This is a genomic window from Rhodococcus sp. IEGM 1341, from assembly GCF_030056895.1.
Lineage (GTDB): Bacteria > Actinomycetota > Actinomycetes > Mycobacteriales > Mycobacteriaceae > Rhodococcoides.
Genome location: NZ_JASHKV010000006.1, coordinates 126450 through 147295 on the forward strand (window position 1 = coordinate 126450; position 20846 = coordinate 147295).

Annotated in this window: 8 protein-coding genes; 6 read left to right on the forward strand and 2 right to left on the reverse strand. The window is 59.4% G+C overall.

The window, feature by feature from the left end; all coding sequences use genetic code 11:
- Window positions 1-2 precede the first annotated feature (2 nt).
- A complete protein-coding gene (locus tag QM615_RS15340; RefSeq protein ID WP_283347601.1) occupies window positions 3-494 on the reverse strand; it encodes a hypothetical protein in 492 nt (163 codons plus the stop codon).
- On the reverse strand, window positions 491-1393 hold the full coding sequence (locus tag QM615_RS15345; RefSeq protein WP_283347602.1) for a ParA family protein: 903 nt from the start codon (window positions 1391-1393) through the stop codon (window positions 491-493). The genes QM615_RS15340 and QM615_RS15345 overlap by 4 nt, the downstream gene beginning before the upstream one ends.
- 138 nt (window positions 1394-1531) lie before the next feature.
- Here QM615_RS15345 and QM615_RS15350 point away from each other — a divergent pair, with 138 nt between their 5' ends.
- From QM615_RS15350 to QM615_RS15375, 6 genes are all read left to right on the forward strand, one after another.
- Window positions 1532-2674 carry a DNA cytosine methyltransferase gene (locus QM615_RS15350; RefSeq protein WP_283347603.1) on the forward strand — a complete coding sequence of 381 codons (1143 nt, stop codon included), beginning with the start codon at window positions 1532-1534 and terminating at the stop codon, window positions 2672-2674.
- Between the two features lie 160 nt (window positions 2675-2834).
- Window positions 2835-5744, forward strand: a complete 2910-nt coding sequence (locus QM615_RS15355; protein WP_283347604.1) for a helicase-related protein — start codon at window positions 2835-2837, stop codon at window positions 5742-5744.
- Complete coding sequence (locus tag QM615_RS15360; protein ID WP_283347605.1) at window positions 5741-10465, forward strand: Eco57I restriction-modification methylase domain-containing protein; 4725 nt, start codon at window positions 5741-5743, stop codon at window positions 10463-10465. The genes QM615_RS15355 and QM615_RS15360 overlap by 4 nt, the downstream gene beginning before the upstream one ends.
- Window positions 10465-16848, forward strand: coding sequence for a DEAD/DEAH box helicase family protein (locus QM615_RS15365; RefSeq protein WP_283347606.1), 6384 nt, complete (start codon window positions 10465-10467; stop codon window positions 16846-16848). The genes QM615_RS15360 and QM615_RS15365 overlap by 1 nt, the downstream gene beginning before the upstream one ends.
- A gap of 16 nt (window positions 16849-16864) precedes the next feature.
- Window positions 16865-19114 carry a 3'-5' exonuclease gene (locus tag QM615_RS15370; protein WP_283347607.1) on the forward strand — a complete coding sequence of 750 codons (2250 nt, stop codon included), beginning with the start codon at window positions 16865-16867 and terminating at the stop codon, window positions 19112-19114.
- A gap of 181 nt (window positions 19115-19295) precedes the next feature.
- A complete protein-coding gene (locus tag QM615_RS15375) occupies window positions 19296-20819 on the forward strand; it encodes an ATP-binding protein (RefSeq protein ID WP_283347608.1) in 1524 nt (507 codons plus the stop codon).
- Window positions 20820-20846: the final 27 nt, after the last annotated feature.

A 20846-nucleotide genomic window follows, 5' to 3' on the forward strand; every position in this document is an offset into this window, starting at 1 on the left:
GATCAACGGAAGGCATTGTCTCGCGAGCTGGTCGAGAGCGCGCGTTCGACGATGCGTTCTCGAACCTTACTGATTGTCCTCCACTTCATCGCTCTCCTGTCCGGATCCATTCCGTACTGGTGGATGATGTCGCGGAGCTGCTCAAGGTCGAGTCTGCCGAGTTGGGTTGCGAGGCCGTCCTGCCCGTCGCTGCGCAGGATCTGGAACGGGTCGAGCACAGCCGGCGTGCGGGCGGTGCGGGTTCGTCGTGTTGGAGCTGTGGTCCCCGTCGGGGGTGCGGGGGTGTCGATGGTGGCAGGCGCTTGAGGAGCTATTCGAGAAGAGCTCAGGGCCGTTGCTGCAGAAGCGAACCCGGTGTTTCGGACCATCTCGTCAGCGGCGAGGCGAGCCAGCGTGAGAATGACTGTCGCGGCATTTTCGTCACGAGCAGACAGTACGAGAAGAGATGTCTCGAAGGAGGAACGGGCATCGGCAAGTGATTCTGGGTTGCTCATGTGTAAATCTCGACATTCGTCATCAGGTGGCTGGTCAATTCGTTCAGGGCCCCGACAGTAGCCCCGCCGCCATATCGCTTGTTCAGGGTGCCCCAGTCGAAATAGTCAGCGGCGCTGGCGATTGCGATCGCGTCGGGGATGTAGACGGGGATGACGTTCGGTGGTCGTTCCGTCAGTTCACGTTCATGAGCTGGTAGCGCGTCGTAGTCGAGGACCGCATTCTGTAGGCGCTGGATGGTGTCGCGGTGCAGATTGGTGCCTTTGCGGTACTTCGTGATAATCAAGCCCAGCGCCTTGATTTTATGGCCTGTCTTGTCTGAGAACATGCGTACCCGCTTCTGGATTTGCGGAATACCGTACGTTGACAACACATCTGGGATGGTCGGGATGACATAGGCATCGGCCAGCATCAACCCATTTCGGGTGATAATCCCCATGTTCGGTGGACAATCGATCAAGATGTAGTCGTACTGATCACGAATTTTGTCCACGGCCCGCTTAAGTACGAGCACAGGCTCCAGCGAGTCCGGTTCGTCGTACTGCCACGCTGCGACCTCCTCGGATATCTCGATCATGTCGAGCGATGACGCGAGTAAGTCGATTCCTCCCAGATTCGCCAACGGCGACACGTTCCGTTGAATCGCATCCTCGATGTCGAATGATGCCGCTTCCGAATCGAGTGCTTCCTCGAACAGCGCTTTCAGTGTGCGACCGGAATTGTTCAGTGCCTGCCACTGATCGGACCCAATCATCATCGTGGTCAGGTTGGTCTGTGGGTCGAGATCGATCAGAAGGACACGCTTTCCGAAGTCGCCTGCCATGAACTCCGCCAGCGCGGCCGTCATCGTGGATTTACCGACGCCACCCTTGAGGTTGATGGTCGCAACTGCTTTGGCCATGGGGTGAGTGGGTCCTGTCGTCGGTTGTGTGTCCGGTATGGGTGATCCTCAGTCGAATGAGACTGTACGACGTTTCGGTGACACGGATAGCTGCAGGCTGGACGACATCGACTACCGCTTGTCGTAAGCTTCGCGTTCATGGACGACAGTCGCGACGTAGTCACCGATTTGTCATCGCACTCGGTTGTTGATCTGTTCGCTGGGCCCGGGGGCATCGACGTCGCCGCTACGTGGCTCGGTATGGAAACTCACGGTATCGAATGGGACGAGGATGCGTGCGCTACCCGACGGCAGGCGGGTTTGGACACCACGCAGAATGACGTCCGTGAGCTCGGGCCCGCCAACTTCCCGGGTGCGACCGTCCTTGCAGGCGGCCCACCCTGCCAGACCTTCACGGTGGCGGGATCAGGAACCGGTCGTGACTCGATCGGCGTTGTCATTGACCTGATCGAACGCGTGGTGCACGGCGAAGACATTCGAGGCGAGCTTGCGAATCTCGGTGATGTCCGAACTGGTCTTGTGCTGGAGCCTCTTCGGTGGGTCAGAGATGCCTATGTCGCAGGGAACCCCTACGAGGCAGTCGTCCTGGAGCAAGTGCAGACCGTGCTGCCGGTGTGGGAGGCGATGAAGCCTGCGCTGGAGTTCTTCGGTTATCAAGTGGAGTGCAAAGTACTGCGAACCGAACAATTCGGTGTACCCCAGACTCGGCGCAGAGCGGTGTTGGTTGCAAACCGGACCGTCACGCCAATCCGCCCAAGAGAGAGCCACCAGTCGTATAGCGCAGGAATGCAACGAGGTAGCGGCACGCCGGACCTCGAGCCATGGGAGACGATGGGCACCGCGCTGAGTAGGTCAGGATGGTTCGAGGTCGTATCGAACTACGGATCGGGAGGCATCTCTACGGCGCGTGGTCGGCGGACCTCGGAGCAGCCGTCAGCCACAGTCACGGGCAAAGTGTCGCGCAATCGCATCCTTGATCGACGTGGCGTCGAGCAAAGCCGGTTCACTCCACATGAGGCAGGTCGACTGCAAACTTTTCCGGCTGACTACCCGTGGGTCGACTCTGCGTGGGCCCAACAAGTGGGCAACGCAATGCCACCCAGGCTGGCCGTGCACGCGCTGGCCGCTGCCTTCGGGCTTGTGCCATCGAGGTTGCAGCTCGATTCGAAGATCAGCAGCAAGTGGATGAAACGTCGAGAAGACGCTTCGCCTGTCGAATTGGTGAGACCAGCTAGCTCACACGACACGCAGCTCGATCGGGATGTTCTTGCCGCCGTCTGACCGAAACCCTGGCCGTTCGGAGGCCAGTCACTGGAGTGACCTTCAAGAACTTGCGTCGGCCTAACGAACTGACCGTTAGGGTTGTATTTGAGTCGGCACCGACCAGGCGAGAGGACCACCGCGCGTGACATTGAGCGTTACCCCCGAGAATTCAGGTGCAATGGCTGATCGCCCGTTCAACGCCGCGCCAGGGTCAATCGTCGAGGTTCGCGACGAGGAATGGTTGGTCTCCTCGGTGGAACCGACGTCGGACGGCCACGTCGTCCACGTGTTGGGGCTCTCGGATCTGGTTCGGGACACCGAGGCGTCCTTCTCGACGGCGCTCGACACGGTGATTGTTGTCGATCCCACTGATGTCACGGTTGTCGCCGATACCTCCGATAAATTTCGTAGATCGCGACTGTGGTTGGAATCCATGCTTCGCAAGACGCCTGTAGCGATTGCGGATCCGAGTTTGGCCACTGCGCACCGGGCACTGGCCAGGCCTCTCGAATACCAGTTCAAGGCAGTGCGTCAGGCGCTCGATCCCGACAACCTCCGACCCCGCATCCTGCTTGCTGATGCCGTCGGGTTGGGTAAGACTCTCGAGATCGGGATGATTCTGGCGGAGCTGGTCCGCCGGGGTCGTGGTGAACGCATCTTGGTTGTGACCCCCAAGCACGTGCTCGAGCAGATGCAGATGGAACTGTGGACTCGTTTCGCGCTGCCGTTCGTCCGTCTCGATTCGGCTGGTATTCAACGGATTCGCCAAATTCTGCCTGCCACCCGAAACCCGTTCACCTACTACAAGCGGGTCATCATCTCGATCGACACTCTCAAAAGCGACCGCTACCTGAACCACCTCCGTAAGCAGCAGTGGGATGCGGTCGTCATCGACGAGTCTCACAACGTCACCAATGTTGCGGCGCAGAACAACCGACTCGCACGCCTGCTAGCCTCGCGAACCGATGCGTTGATTCTGGCGTCGGCAACACCGCACAACGGTCGAGCGGAATCGTTTGCCGAGCTCATTCGCATGCTCGATCCGAGCGCGGTATCCCCTTCGGGCGAGCTGGACACCGAACAAGTGAAGAAGCTGGTGATTCGGCGGCATCGGCACCATCCCGATGTAGCCAGTGAGGTGGGCGACGCGTGGGCGGAACGTCAGCCGCCGCGAAACATCACGGTACCGGCGTCGGCGAGTGAGGATTTGGTGGCCCGTGAACTAGAAGATGTGTGGCTCTGGCCCGAGCAGGGGCAGTCGGCGTACTCGGGATCGACACGGTTGTTCCCATGGGTGCTCGCAAAGGCGTACCTCTCCTCGCCCGATGCGCTGACACAGTCGATCACCGAGCGCCGCAAGCGGTTGGATCCCGAGAACCTCGACGCAGCGCGGGAGATCAGCGCCCTCGATCATCTTGATGAGTTGGTCCAAGCAACCCCGCTGCGCAAGTCGGCCAAGTACATTGCTCTGCTCGCCTACCTGGCCGAGATCGGAGTGAAGCGCAACGGCAATACCCGCGTCGTCGTGTTCGCCGAGCGAGTTGCAACACTCAAGGCTCTCGCGCAGGCCTTGTCGGCCGACTTGAAGATGACACTCACCGATGGTCGCGACTTGGGGAACGTCACGGTCCTGCACGGCGGGCTCAGCGATACCGAGCAGCAGGACATTGTCGAATCGTTCAAGCTCGAATCCTCGCCGATCCGTATCTTGGTGACCGGTGATGTTGCGTCGGAAGGCGTCAACCTTCACTCTCAGTGTCACGACATGGTGCACTACGACATTCCGTGGAGCCTCATCCGCATCGAGCAGCGCAATGGTCGCATCGACCGCTACGGTCAGCGACACCGTCCTCGGATCGTGACGCTTCTCCTCACTCCATCGACCACCCATTTCGCCGGTGACCTCAGGGTGTTGACGCGATTGGTGGAGCGAGAACACGAGGCGCACAAGGCTTTGGGCGAATCATCCTCGCTGATGGGCACCTACGACGTTGCCGCCGAGGAAGAAGCAATTCGCAAGGTGCTTGCAGGCGAAAAAAGCCTGGAGTCGGTGGTGCGATCTGTGGATCAAGTCGTGTCGGGTGGGGGACTCGACGGCCTGCTTGCACAACTCGGCCTTGGCGGAGGATCGGTAGCGGCAGCCGAGGAAGCGACGCCCGCGCCGACTCCAAGCTTCGTGGAATCCGCGGACGTGTACCCGTCCGAGTTCGCGTATCTCTCCGACGCTTTGGAAGAGTTCATCGAAACACCGAGGCAACCGGCACCGAACGGGGTGTCATGGAAAGTTCATGCGGCGCAGTCGATTGCGAGCCTAACGCCACCACGTGACCTGAAGCAGCGGCTCCAGGTGTTGCCGCAGTCCTATCTTCGTGCCCGGTCGGTTACCGACACGTACAAACTTGCGCTCACCCCGCTGCGAGGTGAGGAGGAGCTCCGGTCCGCACGTGCGGGGGAGTCCACCTCGACGTGGCCCGAGGCTCACTTTCTCGCTCCACTGCATCCCATTCTGGACTGGGCGGCGGATCGATCCCTCGCTGACCTCGGGCGCCGGCAGATCTTTGCGGTGCGCGGATCGGTGGCCGACACGACGGTGCTGGTGCAGGTTACGCAGACCAACTCTCGAGGGCAGGTGGTTGCCGCCTCGTATTACACAGTGTCGTTTCCGGATCTGAGTAACCCGAGTTTCAACTTCGCGCTCCCGCACAATGGATCCTCGGACGCTATAATCGCCCTTGGCCTCGGAGACATCAATCGAGGTGACTTGGGCGACGTCGCCCCACTGCTCCCCGTCGTGGCCGCTGCGGTCCGCGCAGCGGATTCTGCAGCAGAGCAGCAGGCAGCGGCTATCCGTGACGAAACGGAGTCCCGAATTCGAACGTGGACCTTGCGCGCCGAGCGATGGACTCATGAAGCCGATGCTCTGATTCAGCGAGATGAATTGCGCCAGCGAACCGAACGCGTGATGCACGAACGTGACGCAGCAGCGGCTATGAACCCCGACCGCCGTCTGATCCGCCCCCTATTGGTGGCAGTTCCAGACGAACTCGACCTGCAGGCCGCAAGCACGACGAGGGAGAGCGATCAATGAGCACCGCGTCCGATGCGCTGATAGTCGGCGAAGACTTCATCAGCGAGCATTACTTCACCACTGATGCCACATCTCAGTCCTTCCATGCCCGGGTCCTCGAACGACGCAAGCAATGGGAGACCGAGCGAGCCGATAATCGGCCCACTGCGCGTTCACGTTTCACCGCGCAACGCGGAGATCTGACGCGGAAATTCCTGGATCTCGCCGAGGTGGCAGACCAGCAGACGCTCGAGTCGCTGTATGCGAACCTGCGGTCGATCTTAGGGTTCGAGGGCCTAAGTTGGGAGTTCATCCGCTTCGGTGCAACCGAGACCGAGGACGGTCCGGCACTGGCAGTACGCAGTCGCGGACTCACGGGCCCCGCACCAATGGTCATCGTGGAAGGTGCAGCAGAGCTCAGCGTCGAACAGCTGTTGTCGAAAGACGAAAAGACACTGCGAAGCACGTTCCGCACCGGAAACGATGACGCGCCTGGGGAGTCGCTCCACTCCGTCGCGCAACTTCTATCCCATTTGGCAACGCTGGAGGACGGGCCGCAATTCATGCTGGTCCTGGCTGGCTCGAAGGCACTCATCACCGAGCGAAGCCGATGGCTAGAGGGACGCTACCTTGCCGTCGATCTTCAACTGGTGTGCGAACGCAACGACGACAAGCGTGGAGGGGAGACCGATCGAGCACTGACCTGTGTGTCGGCGGAGTCGCTTGCCCCTGATGCCGAGGGCAACATCTGGTGGACAACCGTCATCGACGAGTCCGCCAAGCACACGGTGGGGGTGTCCAAGGACCTTCGCGAGGGTGTGCGGTTGTCTATCGAACTCATCGCCAACGACGTCGTTACCCGCCGACGCGATGGGAAACTAGACCCGCTGCAGGACTCCCAGGCGCAGACGCTTGCGGCGCAATCACTACGGTACCTCTATCGCATCCTCTTCTTGCTGTACGCAGAAGCTCGTCCAGAGCTCGGCGTGCTACCCACAGGCGAGCAGACCTACGAGCGCGGTTACAGCCTCGACCGTCTCCGCGAGCTACTCCTCGTCGAGTTGGTCACGCCGCGAGCCGAACACGGCACGCACTTCTACGATTCGCTGCACGTGCTGTGCCAGTGGGTGGACAGCGGCCACAACGGCTCCTCTGATGATTCGACGCGAGCCGAGGGCTTGACCTTCCGGAACCTCAAAGCCGACCTCTTCCTCCCGACCGCAACATCTTTGATCGACGAGGTCAAGCTCAGCAACTCGGCTGTGCAGAAGGTGTTGCGACATTTGCTGCTCAGCAAAGAGTCTCGTGGGCGTGATCGTGGGTTCATCTCCTACGCCGACCTCGGTATCAATCAGCTCGGCGCGGTATACGAGGGGTTGATGAGCTACACGGGCTTCTTCGCGAAAGACACCCTGTACGAGGTGGCAAAGAACGGTGACTCGTCGAAGGGTTCTTGGGTCGTCCCGGAGGGTCGAACCGAGGGAATCGCCGAGGCTGACTTCGTCACGGTGAAAAGTGATCTCACCGGCGAACCACTCAAAGTCCGACATGAGCTGGGAACGTTCGTCTTTCGACTGGCCGGCCGGGAGCGCCAACAGTCAGCGTCGTACTACACACCCGAAGTGCTGACCAAATTCACTATCGGCCAAGCTCTCGCGGAACTTCTCGACCAAGACGGGTCGACGACCACCGCGAACGAGGTGCTCGGTCTTACTGTTTGCGAGCCTGCGTTGGGCTCGGGTGCATTCGCGATCGAGGCTGTGCGCCAGCTTGCAGATCAATATCTGACACGACGCCAACGTGAGCTGGATAAGCGAGTTGACCCCGAGGAATATCCGGCTGAGCTGCAAAGGGTGAAGGCGTACATCGCGTTGCACCAAGTTTACGGAGTCGATCTCAACGCCACCGCCGTCGAGTTTGCCGAGATCTCGCTTTGGCTCGACACAATGGCACGTGACCTCGACGCCCCATGGTTCGGTCTGCACCTGCGGCGAGGCAATTCGCTCATCGGCGCTCGGCGCGCCCTCATTCCCACTGGGCAATTGACTTCCCTTGACTGGCTGGACGCCACCCCGATTGATGTCAGGTTTGCGGACAGCGCGCCCGGACAGCCGATCACCGCAGTCAAGAATGGAATCCACCATTTTCTGCTCCCCACCAGCGGTTGGGGCTCGACGGTCGAAGCGAAAGAGGCCCGAGAGCTCGCGCCCGAGGCGCTCGCTGATCTCAAGACGTGGCGAAAAGACCTCAAGCCCAAGCCGACCATCGAGCAGCTGCGCAAGCTCAAAGATCTTGCGGGTCGCGTCGAAACCCTGTGGCTGCTGGCGTCGAAGAGGCTAGAGATTGCCGAGCGCGAAATCCGCCGGCCGATACCGGTGTGGGGGCGCGATTCGGAGGTTACCGAGACCGTCGTGACTCGCGATGAAATCGAAAAGTCACTCGCCAACCCGGACGGTGCTTACAGGCGGTTGCGTCGAGTGATGGATGCGTGGTGTGCGCTTTGGTTCTGGCCTCTCGTAGACGAAGACGCATCCGTGGGTGGCGATCTCGTAGAGCCGCCTACTCTCGAACAGTGGATCGAGACTTTGACCGGATTGCTGGGTTCCCCGGTTGCGAAATCTGCGCGTGAGAAGAAGGACGGGCAGCTGAACCTGTTCGCCATTTCGACCTGGGATGAACTCGAAGCCACCGAGTCCAACGAGCTGGTCTTTGCGCAGGCCACGAAAATTGATGCATTGAAAACCGAGTGGCCTTGGTTGCGGGTTGCAGAGCGAGTTGCTCAGCGGCAGGGATTCTTTCACTGGGAACTAGAGTTCGCTCCTGTCTTCGCAGGGGGAGGCTTCGATCTGCAGGTCGGGAATCCGCCGTGGGTAAGGCCCGACTTCGACGAGACAGCGGCATTGGGCGAGTTCGATGCGACGTTCGCACTCGAGACCAAGATCTCGACCGCTCGCGCATTAAAATTGCGGGCTGCCGTTTTAGAATCGGAGTCCGCTGCAGCGTTCTACCTCGATCAGGTGACCGGCGTCGTGGCGGTCCGGGAATTTGTGTCGGATTGGAGATTCTTCCCAAGTCTCAAGGGGTTGAGGCCAGATCTCTATCGTTGTTTCATGGAACAGGTTTGGCGTAACAGTTCAAAAGCTGGAATTGTGGCGCTGATTCATCCGGAGACGCACTTTACAGATGAAAAGGCGGGATTGCTCCGGCAATCCACTTACAGCCGATTGCGTCGTCACTGGCAATTTGTAAACGAATTGAAGCTGTACGAGGTGCACCACCTAGTGTCTTTTGGAGTGCACGTTTATGGACCAAATCGAGAGCCCAGCTTCATGTCGGCCACGTCTCTTTACCATCCGGACACCGTCGAGCGATCTCTTGCCCATGACGGGTCAGGGGTCGAACCGGGTTTGAAGGACCCTGATGGAAAGTGGGATCTCCGTCCTCATCGCGGCCGCATAATTGAGGTTGATGATGATGTTCTGAAGTCGTGGAAAGACTTGTTGGAGGTGTCGGAGGTGCCCGTTCGTTATGCCCGGATGGTCTACACCGTGAACCGCTCCTCCACGGAAGCGTTGAAAAAGATTTCGTCGGCACGTCGTATTGGGTCGGTCGGGCTATATTATTCGCAGGGATGGAACGGTACCACTGATTTTAACAGGGGGTTTTTTGATAAGAGGTGGGGAACGCCTTCAAGCTGGGCAGACGTCATATTGCAGGGCCCACATATTCACGTGAGTAACCCGTTCTATAAGACTCCTAACGAATCGATGATGAATAACCTTGATTGGATCGACGTTGACTTGGAGATGCTGTCGGCAAGCACCGTACCGGCAACATCGTACAAGCCGGTAGGAGACATGGCTCGTTATGATGCGTCGTACACCTGCTGGCAAATGGCCACTCCTACGGGCGAACTTCGGAATGTTCCTTCGCGAGAAACGTACCGTATCGCCTGGCGCAAGATGGCTGCTAATACTGGAGTAAGGACGCTGATTCCCGCACTTATCCCCCCTGGTTCGACTCATATAGATGCAATTTTGTCGGGGACCGTCACGAGCACGCGCGAATTAATGCTCTGCTTGGCGATTATGTCGTCATTGATTTCCGATTTTACGATGCGAGCCGCGCCCAAGGCCAATATCGTATACTCCTCAGTGGATCGATTGCCGTTCGTGAGCGACGTGAACATACAGAGATGGTTGCAATTGCGAGCGCTTCGCTTGAATTGTGTCAGCGAAGCGTATGCTGATGTTTGGGCAGAGTCGATCGATACCCGTCTGAAGCCCGATTCGTGGGCGGGTGGATTCGCGCACCAACGGTCAAACGCCCTTGCTGATAATTCGGCCGTTTGGACGAACTCAGCCCCCCTTCGTATCGCAGCAGACCGACGCCAAGCGCTTGTCGAGATCGACGCCCTTGTCGCGCTGGGGCTGGGTCTTACGGCTGACGAATTGTGCACTATCTATCGCACGCAGTTTCCGGTGCTCTACGGATACGACCGAAAGACGTATCTTTACGACACCAATGGCCGACTTGTCCCGAACGAAGTGCTGAGCATCTGGCGGCGTAAAGGTGACTCCATGAACGAGGAGGAGCGCACCGCCACCAACCCGTCGGGCAATACCTACACCTACGAGCCGCCGTTCCAATTCCTCGACCGCGAAGCAGATATGCGTGAGGCGTACGCAGAATTCGAGCGGCGGCTCGGAATTCAAGGCGGAACATCGATGGAGACACACTGATGGCGTCCGAGCTCCTGCCCCTCGCTCAAGCCGAGCGGATCACGGCGAGCTTGCTGGACTACCTCGGCACCACCTTTGCTCTTGCAGATCCGGACGCGCGTCGTGCCCTCGACACGTTTCTCGAGCATCCGACCACCGGAATGTTCCGAGGGCCTTACTTGCGTCTCCGGATGCCGTTTCGACCAGCTGAACCCGGCTGGCAGAGGTCGTTGGAGTGGGTCGGCGGTCTGACCCCCTACGGCCACCAGGCCGCGGCATTCGAGCGACTCAGCAGCGCCAATCTCGGACCGGACAAGTTACGCCCGCTACCGACGCTTGTCACTACGGGCACCGGATCTGGCAAGACCGAAGCATTCCTCTACCCGATTCTCGATCACGTTCTTCGCTCGAAGCGGCAGGGCATCACGGGTACCAAAGCAATCATCCTGTACCCGATGAATGCTCTTGCCAACGATCAGGCGCAACGCCTCGCCGCATTGATCACCCAACACAAGGAGCTCGATGGCATCACTGCCGCTCTGTACACAGGTGAAAAAGGCTCGACCAGAACAATTGTGAGCAGTGACGGACTCATCACCGACCGTGACGTGATTCGTAGTGTTGCGCCGGATGTCCTACTCACCAACTACAAGATGCTCGACCAGCTACTCCTGCGGCATGCCGATGCCGACTTGTGGCGTCAAAGCGCCACCAGTCTGCAGTATCTGGTTCTGGACGAGTTTCATACTTATGACGGCGCTCAGGGCACCGATGTGTCGATGCTTCTTCGCAGACTGGGAATGACGCTGAAGAGCCATTGGTCTGAGGATGAGCCGGACATATCGTCCGAGGATCGCTCCCGCCCGCTAGGGCGAGTTACGCCTGTTGCTACGTCGGCAACACTCGGTGACGGTAATGATCCGTCGACGATGCTCGAATTTGCACGCACGGTGTTCGGCGATGAATTCAGCGATAACGCTGTAGTTACCGAATCCCGCGAAACTCTTTCCGAGTGGACCGCGGGTGCGGAACCGAGGCTCGCCGGCCTTGAGATCCGCCCGACCGCAATCGACGAGGATCGAGTTCTGCGGCTCGCGGCCGCCTCACCCGATGACGACAGTGATCCCGTCGAGGTTGCGCGCACGGTACTTCGTGCGTTGTTCACTCACCCTGAAAGTCTGACCGACAATCAGATCGACGAAGCGAGTCTTGATCTAGTCAAAGCACATCCGGTCTTCAGCCGTTTGGTCCAACGATGCGAAGCCGCCGCTGTCGTTGGCGAGCTGGCAGCCCCGGAACTGTTTGCCGGAAACGATATTGCTGCGTCAGCTGATCTTGCGCGAGTCGATCCGCCCGTGCTTGCCAACGCGCTTCGCTCGCTAGTGACCACCTTGAGCCACGTTCGTGCCACGTCCGGGCGAGCTGCACCGTCTGTGGATGTACACCTGTGGATACGAGAACTCACCCGGCTCGATCGTGCGGCATCCGGTGCGCCGCAATTCGCTTGGGGTGATGACGGTCTGGTCGTAGACGATGCGGACGCAGATGGACCGACGGCACCTTTCCTGCCGGCGTTGTACTGTCGGCACTGCAACAGGTCGGGCTGGGGCGTCTTGCTTGCTCCCACCGGTTCAGACCTCGACGTGGACGACACCACTATCCGTCGCCGGAAGCTAGGAGACGACGACAGATTCCGGGCACTGATTCACGCCCCTTCTGAGGGAGACGAGGTCGCCGAATCAGCCTCTCCATCAACACCTTCGACCACCAAACCTGTCACTGGTTCCGAGCTGAATTGGCTTGCGGTCGATGATCGCTGCCTCTCGTCGCAGCGTCCTGCCGAATCAGTGGTGGCGGAGGGGGGCGCGTTGCCGGTTTTGGTCAACGTCGGCGACACCGCCGGTGAAGACTCGGTGCGCGACGTCTGCCCGTCCTGCCGGCAGCGCGATGGGATTAGATTCCTGGGATCCGCGATAGCGACGATGCTGTCTGTCTCGCTCTCCACGTTATTCGGAACACCGGGGCTGGATCCGCGGGAGAAGCGAGCACTGGTCTTTACCGACAGCGTGCAGGACGCTGCTCACCGTGCAGGATTCGTCCAGGCACGGTCGAGGGCGCTCACGCTGCGCACGCTGATCCGGCAAGCGCTCGCCGACGGCGACATGAGCCTCGACGCACTTGCTCACAAAATGGTCACCATGGCCGGTAACGACCGCGCAAAACGTTACCGGCTACTCCCGCCTGAATTGGCGGATCGTGACGATTTCTCGAAGTTTTGGAGCACGGCACGCTTGGGGCGATCGTCGACGACACTGACCGGCTTCGTCACCCAGCGACTGCAACTCGACATCGAGATGGAATTCGGCCTTCGCTCTGGCGTCGGTCGAACGTTGACGAGAACCGGCACGGCTCTTGCCGAAGTGAACATTTCGCGCGCCGTTCTCTTGTCGTGCGCCAAAGAAGTTCTCGATGGGCAGGACGTCCAGCTGACCACCGACACCATCGGCGATGCGCAGATGGTCAGGTGGGTTCGAGGGACTGTCGAGCGAATGCGGAACCGAGGCGCGATCGCCCACGAGTGGTTCGAGAAATACCGAACGGACGACGGCAACCGGTGGTGGATCACTGGTGGTCGCAAGCGGAGTCAAGGAATGCCGGGCTTCGGTCGTGGGACATCGGCCCCGGGGTTCCCAATGCTAGGGACCACGAACCGTCGAGACAGCGATTTCGAGCCGATCGCGTCGGCTCGAGGTTGGTATGCGAGTTGGGCCGCCAAGACACTTGAGGTCACACCTGCCGAAGGCGCAGTGCTGAGTCGCCTACTGTTCGAGCGGTTGCGCCACCGCGACGTGATCGGCGAACTACCAGGTGGTGCTTTGACTCGGACGTTCCATCTATCGCCGGCATCGATAGTGGCCCGTGCAGTCGACAGCGAAGAAGCGGTTGCTTTGGTGTGTTCGCATTGCGGTGACTCCATCGTCAGCGGGCAGGAAACCATCGACCAGCTCAAGGGCGGCCCGTGCTTGACTGTCAACTGCACCGGCAAGCTGGAGCAGTCGCCAATAGCCGCGAACTTCTATCAACAGATGTACGCCGTCAACGACATCCGCCGAGTCGTTGCCCGCGAACACACCTCGCTGCTGCCGGATGAGAAAAGGTTGGAGTACGAGTCTCAGTTCAAGGAGACCAATCCGCCTCCCAACGCGCCGAATGTCCTTGTCGCCACTCCGACGCTCGAGATGGGCATCGATATCGGCGATCTGTCCGCCGTGATGCTGTCCTCACTTCCGCGGACGGTAGCGTCGTACCTCCAACGGGTGGGCCGCGCCGGCCGACTCACCGGAAATGCGTTGGCGCTGGCCTACGTCACCGCGCGCGGAGATCAGTTGCCCCGCTTTGCCGATCCCAATGCCACCATCAACGGAGCGGTGCGTCCGCCCGCCACTTACCTCGACGCGGAGGAGATTCTTCGGCGCCAGTTCCTGGCATCGGTCGCCGACCGTCTTGCTCGTCAAAAGAACGCACCTCATCCGAGGACGACACCAGACGCTTTGGCCGCCACCGGACCCAGCACCTACCTGGGCACGCTGATCGCCGATGCTGAGGACCATTCAGCACTGTACGTCGACGAGTTCGTGTTCGGCTTCTCCACGCTTGCCTCCGATGTTACCGAGCGATTGCGCGCTTTTGCTACGCCCCAAAGCGGTTCCGAAAGCAGTGAATTGGCGTCTCGTTGCCATGCAGCGTCAGTGGAGTGGACGCACCGGGTTGAGACGTTGCAGCATCGTCTGAAGGCTGTCGAAGCTGCTATCCCAGAGTTGCTGACGGCCTTCAACAGTACGGTTGCGACCGAGGAAGACAAGGTGGCGTACCGGACCGCGCTCGCGGCGCAACGACTGGTGCGTAACCAACTCTCAGAACTCCGGTCCGAGTACTGGATCAGCGCACTCGAATCGTTCGGACTCTTCCCCAACTACACGCTGCTGGACGACTCTGTGACCCTGTCGGTATCGGTCAACTGGATTCACCCTGAGACCCAGGAGTTCGAACACACCGAGTTCGAGTTGAGCCGAGGTTCTGCTCAGGCATTGCGAGACTTCGCACCCGGATCAACCTTCTACGCAAGCGGATTCGCCATCGCTATCGATGCAGTGGACCTCGGTGCGGATGGAGACGCGGTTCGCGAGTGGGCATGCTGTCCCGAATGCGGTTTCGTCGCCGATCTCGGAGGAGGCGGGGTCGCGCCGTCGCAGTGCCCCCGGTGTGGAACTGTTGCGATCGGCGACATAGGCCAGCGGTTACCCGTTGTCGAGCTGTCGAGCGTCTCGGCTGTCATTCGTCGCGAAGAGGCATCCATCGACGACGGGCGAGAAGAGCGGCTACGTACCCCGTACACCATCACCACCGCAGCCGATATCGACCCGAAGTCGTTCACCCGGCGCTGGTTCGTGGACGGTCTCGGCTTTGGCGCAACTCACCGTCGTTCGATGACGATCCGATGGATCAATACCGGTGGGAGCCGGGGTGGTGGTTCGTCGCGGTTGCTGGCCGGCGGTGAAGTCGAATCCGCAATGTTCCGTGTGTGCTCCGAATGCGGGAAGCTCGACACTGATACTCGACGAAACTCGGCCGGCGAGCACCGACCTTGGTGCTCGTACAGGAAAGCGCTCGAAGAGTCGACTGTCTCGGTCGCACTGGCGCGCTCGTTGACCACAGAAGGCCTTGTCCTTCGGCTGCCGCCCTCGGTGACGTGGGGAGATTCTTTTGCTATCCCATCACTGTCTGCTGCGGTGCTACTCGGGTTGCGAGAACGGATCGGTGGAGATCCTGACCATCTGCAGATTGTTTCTGTCAGCGACCCATCTCTCAACGGGGACAACCGACCCGGTCTCTTACTGCATGACATAGTCCCTGGCGGAACGGGATACCTGTCTGATCTCGCTGACCCGCACGCGATCTGGGACGTGCTTCGGCTCGCACATGATGTCGTCGCTTCGTGCGAGTGCCAGTACGCCGGAAAGCTGGCCTGCGAAAAATGCTTGCTGCCCTTCGCATCGTTCCCCGATGTGAAGTTCACGTCGCGAAGTGCTGCCGTACGCCATCTGCGAACTCTGTTGTTGGGCCGCGATTTGCCCAGCGACGACGATTCCCCGATCCCAGACACAATGCCGTGGCCGATCACGACGGATGAGCCTCCATCAATCGACCACGAGTCCAATCTGGAACGTCGGTTCCGAGTCGTCTTCGCAGAAAGGCTGAAAGCCCTCGGCGCGACCATCGTCGAGAAACCAACCGATAGGGGAGTCGCTTGGGACGTCGCGCTCGGGTCGTCCAACAGGTGGAGTGTTCGGCCTCAGGAGAACATCCTGGGCAGTAAACCCGACTTCGTTCTGACATCGGCGACACCCGATGTCCCGCCAACGGCAATATTCACCGACGGTTGGCAATTCCATGCCAGTCCGGCGACGAACCGACTGGCGGACGACGCGGAGAAGAGACGAAATCTTCGCGACGGCGGGTATCAGGTAGTTGCAGTCACCCACCAGGACTTGGAGGGGAACCCGTCGACGTCCGCGGTTTTGAACGCGGATCACATTCCGAACCTCTTGAAGATGGCGGGCGATCAACTCGCGAAAGGCTCCATAGACCTGGTCTTTACGACGAGCATCGACCTTCTCCTAGCGTGGATGCAGAGCCCGCAAGCCCACCCCCGTCGGAACCTTGCTCATTGGCTACCGGTCCTGGCAATCATGGGAATGAGTACTTCTGCGACACGCACCGGCGGTGCAGCACCGGCAGAACTGGCATTGAGTCTCATCGACGGGAACGTCGTCGAGAAAACTGCGGGCGACACGCTCGTATGGCGGGACCAGGGCTTCGCAGTGTCGGTGCGAGTCCCAGAGGGTAAGTCACTCGGCGAGGCCGAAATTGCCATCGTCATCGACGACAATGACTCGGCACTGTCAGTGGAGACGCGCGATCAGTGGAGAGAGTGGCTTCGTTGGTCCAACCTGCTCGAACTGCGTCCACTCACCGCCGTGGTCACCACACGGCGACACCTGAGCTCGGCGTCGATGAACATCGCACCTGCCGATACGCCCGTTCAACCTGTTGCGGCCGATAGTGATTCATTGACTGGACCATGGCGCGAGGTCTACGACGGGGTGATCGGCCCCGTCCAAGCGTTGGTGACTGCCCTCGCAAAGTTGGGTGTGCCGGTGCCTGAGGTAGGGGAAGAAGTGTCCGGACTGCCGGTGGAGATTTCGTGGCCAACGTTGCGCATAGCAGTCGATCCCACGCTCGACGGAACAGATCAGCAGGAATTGTCGGAGGCAGGGTGGACACTGTGTGCGGCTGATGCCGAGTCAGTAGCAGAAGCGATTCAAGCTGCGGCGTTGCGCTAGTGCTCATAGTTGACCGTTGGTTCAGAAGGAAGGCGATTCAGTGCCCCAGATTGTGATCGGTCGTGGGCTGGACAAGATCGATGGAAGTCTTCACAAAGCGACCTACGCATTCCTTGCGAAGTTGTCAGCGAACGACGACAACAAGAGTCTGCACATCGAGCCGATCAACAACTCGGCTGATCCCCGCGCGCGAACTGGCCGCGTGGACCTGTCCAACCGAGCAGTGTTGTTCAAACTTCAGGGGAGTGGACAGGAGGCGTCCTACGTCTTCATCGGAACGTTTCAGCACGACGAGGCAATCAAGATTGCTCAAACTCGCCGAATGACGATCAACCCGCGCAACGGTGTGGCTGAACTGTTGCCGGTAGAAGATCTTCCGCCCGTTTTCGTCGCTCCCACGGTGACGGCTGCACGGGCGGAAGCGCTGGAGCTTCCTGACTCCCATGCAGAGAAAACGTTGCGGGAAAGGGAATTCACGGTAGAGCATCTGGCCGATCTGGGGATGGATCACGATTTTGCCGCGGGTGCATTGGACATCAACGACCCGGACGCGCTACTGGAGTATGCCGAGTCGGCACCCGCGACCTGGCAAGGCACCGCCCTCGTGGATATCTTTACTGGTACGTCTCTGACCGACATCAAAGACAAGTACACCCTCGACACCGATACTTCGGACGAGGGCACCGATGACGACAAGCTGCTCAAGGCACTGCGGCATCCCGCCGCACAGATGGAGTTTGCCTTCATCGAGGACAACGACGAGCTTCGCGAAGCGATCGAGCGGTCGGATTTCGCGGCGTGGCGTATCTTCCTACACCCGGAACAGCGAACCTACGCGGGGCGTGACACCAACGGGCCATTCCGCCTGACGGGTGGAGCGGGAACTGGCAAGACTGTCGTCCTCCTGCATCGCGCACGCGAGCTTTACCGAAAGAATCCGGCAGCGCGGATTGTGCTCACCACCTACGGTTCAACCCTTGCCGAAAGCCTGCGAATACAATTTCGTCAACTGGATGCGTCGGTTCCTCTGACAACCGATCTGGGTCAGTCCGGCGTGTTCATCGCGGGAGTCGACTCCATCGCGACCCGCGTCCTCCACAAGTACGAGGCCGCGCTCGGTGGCGAAGCCTCCGGAAACGGAGCAGTCGCACAGGTTCTCGGCCCCCGCACTGCGGAGGTCTTCAAGAGCCAGGCCCAGGATGCGTGGAAGCAGGCGATCGCGACATACGGCGTCGACCTGCCAAGCGACCTCAAAGTGGACTGGTTCTTCGAGGCCGAGTACAGCCTCATCGTGCTGCCGAACCTTGTCACGACTCGCGAAGACTATCTACGTGTGAAGCGAGCAGGACGAGGTGTGTCTCTGAACCGAGCGAAGCGAAATGCGGTGTGGGACGTCATCGCTGGTTACCGAGCATCATCCGCCGCGTCGGGTTCGACCGATTACGAGGAGCGCGCCGCGATTGCCTCGACGGTATTGGGCGACACGAATGATCTGGCGGACCACGTACTCGTCGACGAAGCGCAAGATCTAACCCCAAGTAGGTTTCTGCTACTGAGAGCCCTTGTACCCGAGGGCAAGAACGACCTCTTCTTTGCCGAGGACACTCACCAGCGGATATACGGGCAACGGGTAGTTCTCGGGCGTTACGGAATCAATATCGTGGGCCGCTCGCGGCGGCTGACGCTGAACTACCGCACCACTGAGCAGAATCTGCATTTTGCGCTTGGCATTCTTGCGGGCACTGAGTTCACTGACCTCGGGGACCAGATCGAGTCGTCGGAGGGGTACCGGTCGGCCCGAACCGGGCCGAAGCCGAACCGCCTAGAGGTATCCAACCTCACCGAGCAGTACCAGGTTGTTGCCGAGCTCGTCGAGGACTGGATCGAGGCCGGTACAGATCCGGAGTCGATCGGACTGCTCGTATCGACAAAGAAGGAAGGTCAGTCGCTTCCGCGTGCACTCGGTGAACGAAACGTGCGGGCTACCTTCGTCGATCGGGGTTCCGCCTCTGCGAAGGGAACTCCCCAAGTCATGACAATGCACCGGGCCAAGGGCATGGAGTTCGCGAAGGTTGTCCTGGTAGGAGTTGGAGAGAACTCGGTTCCTCGGTCATACATCATCGACTCCTTGCCTGAGGGGGAGCGAGAGGATGCCTTGCAGCGTGAGAGGTCATTGCTGTACGTAGCAGCTACTCGCGCAAGAGACGAGTTGGTAGTGGTGTGGACTGGTAAGGCGAGTTCGCTCTTGCCAAGTGCCGTTGAATGAGGAGTGGAGGGTTCGCCGCCCAATTTCATTAGGTTGTGATAGGAATGAGCGAAGAGGATGCGGAGTCGGGGCCGTGTTCAAGGTGAGCACCGGTTGGGAGATACCCTGAATTGCCAGCGACGCGTCAACGACTCGCACCTCCTTTCGGTCGCCTACTCGACAACATTGCGGGCTCGGTGAAATGACCACGCCTTCGATGAACACCGTTTTAGAAGCCGTAGAGATGCGGGTTCTGCCGCCCGATCCGGACGTAATGGCAGCAATCGGGCTTTCGCATACCCTGAATACTGCAGTTGCAGACCTAATTGACAACAGTCTAGACGCAACCGCGAACAAGATTGTTGTCCGATTCATGTTGCGTCAGGGCAGACCCTCGTCACTGTTGATCATGGACAACGGCTTCGGAATGAGCGAGCAGGCAATTGACGCGGCTATGACGGTCGGCAGGCGTCATCACTACGACGGGTCATCGCTTGGACACTACGGAATGGGGCTAAAGGCCGCGTCATTCAGCCAGGCCGAATCGTTGACAGTCATCGCAAGGGACCAATTCGACAAGACGCATCATACAGCGGGGCGGCGTTGGTCTCGCCAAGGTGTTCAAAACTTTGAATGCGAAGTCCTTGAGAGCTCTCAGTGCGCCGAACAACTTGACCTCGCCCTCGAATCTGTTGACTCGAAATTTGGGACTATGGTTCGCTGGGACAACGTGCGGACTTTCCCGAGCGGCACAAACGAGAACGTCGTAAACGAGTACCTATCTAGGACTATCGACAGCCTGAGATTTCACCTAGGATTTGTTTTACATCGGTTGATCGAAAAGCGGAATATACGAATATTGATCGATGTGTACGACGCAGATACCGGCACCGCTGGAGCGCCGAGGATCGTTGATGCAGTGAACCCTTTCGCTTATCGGCGCAGCGGGGATGGCCGGTACCCAATGAGATTCTCAGTTGAAGTCGGCCCCTCTGCTATCACCGCTACGGCGCACCTATGGCCCGCTCGAAGTCAGGCGCTGGAGTTCCGTCTAAATGAAGACCCCGTTCAGAGGCAGGGCTTCTACTTCTACAGAAACGATCGGTTGCTGGAAGCCGGCGGATGGAAGAATATTTTTACGAATGGTCGCCGCACACAGCTTGCTAGGGTGGAACTTGATATCGACAGTCTACCCGAAGTCTTCGACATGAATATGGAGAAAAGCAGCGTCCAGCCGCGACCGGAATTTGGGCATGCAGTCGAAAGAGCGGTCTCAGAGAGCGGGGTCTCATTCTCGAACTACTTGAATGAGTCCGAGGCGGTATTCCGCACCGGCAACGTTAGGTCACGCAAGAGGGAAGCGGTCGTCCGTCCAGGATCCGGCTTCTCGCCGGCGGTAAAACGGGCCGTAGACGAAGAGTATGAGGAGTCTGCACCGCGCCCACCAGTCCAGGTCCGTTGGAAGGCCATTAGTTCAGGCGAATTCTTCGAGGTGGATCGCGCAGAGCAAACGCTCTGGTTGAATGAGAGGTATAGGAAAACTTTGTCAATGGGGCGTCGCTCCGGAATGAACGATGCGCCTCTTCTGAAGGCCTCCCTCTACCTGCTTATGGAGGAGGTTTTCAGGGGATCGGCTTTTGGTGCAAAAGCGAAAGATAATGTTGAAATATGGCAGGCCATCTTGACCGATGCTGCGGAAGACGAGTTGGCGCGAAGTTTGAGTTAGCGGTAATGAAATGCTGGATCGGAAAGG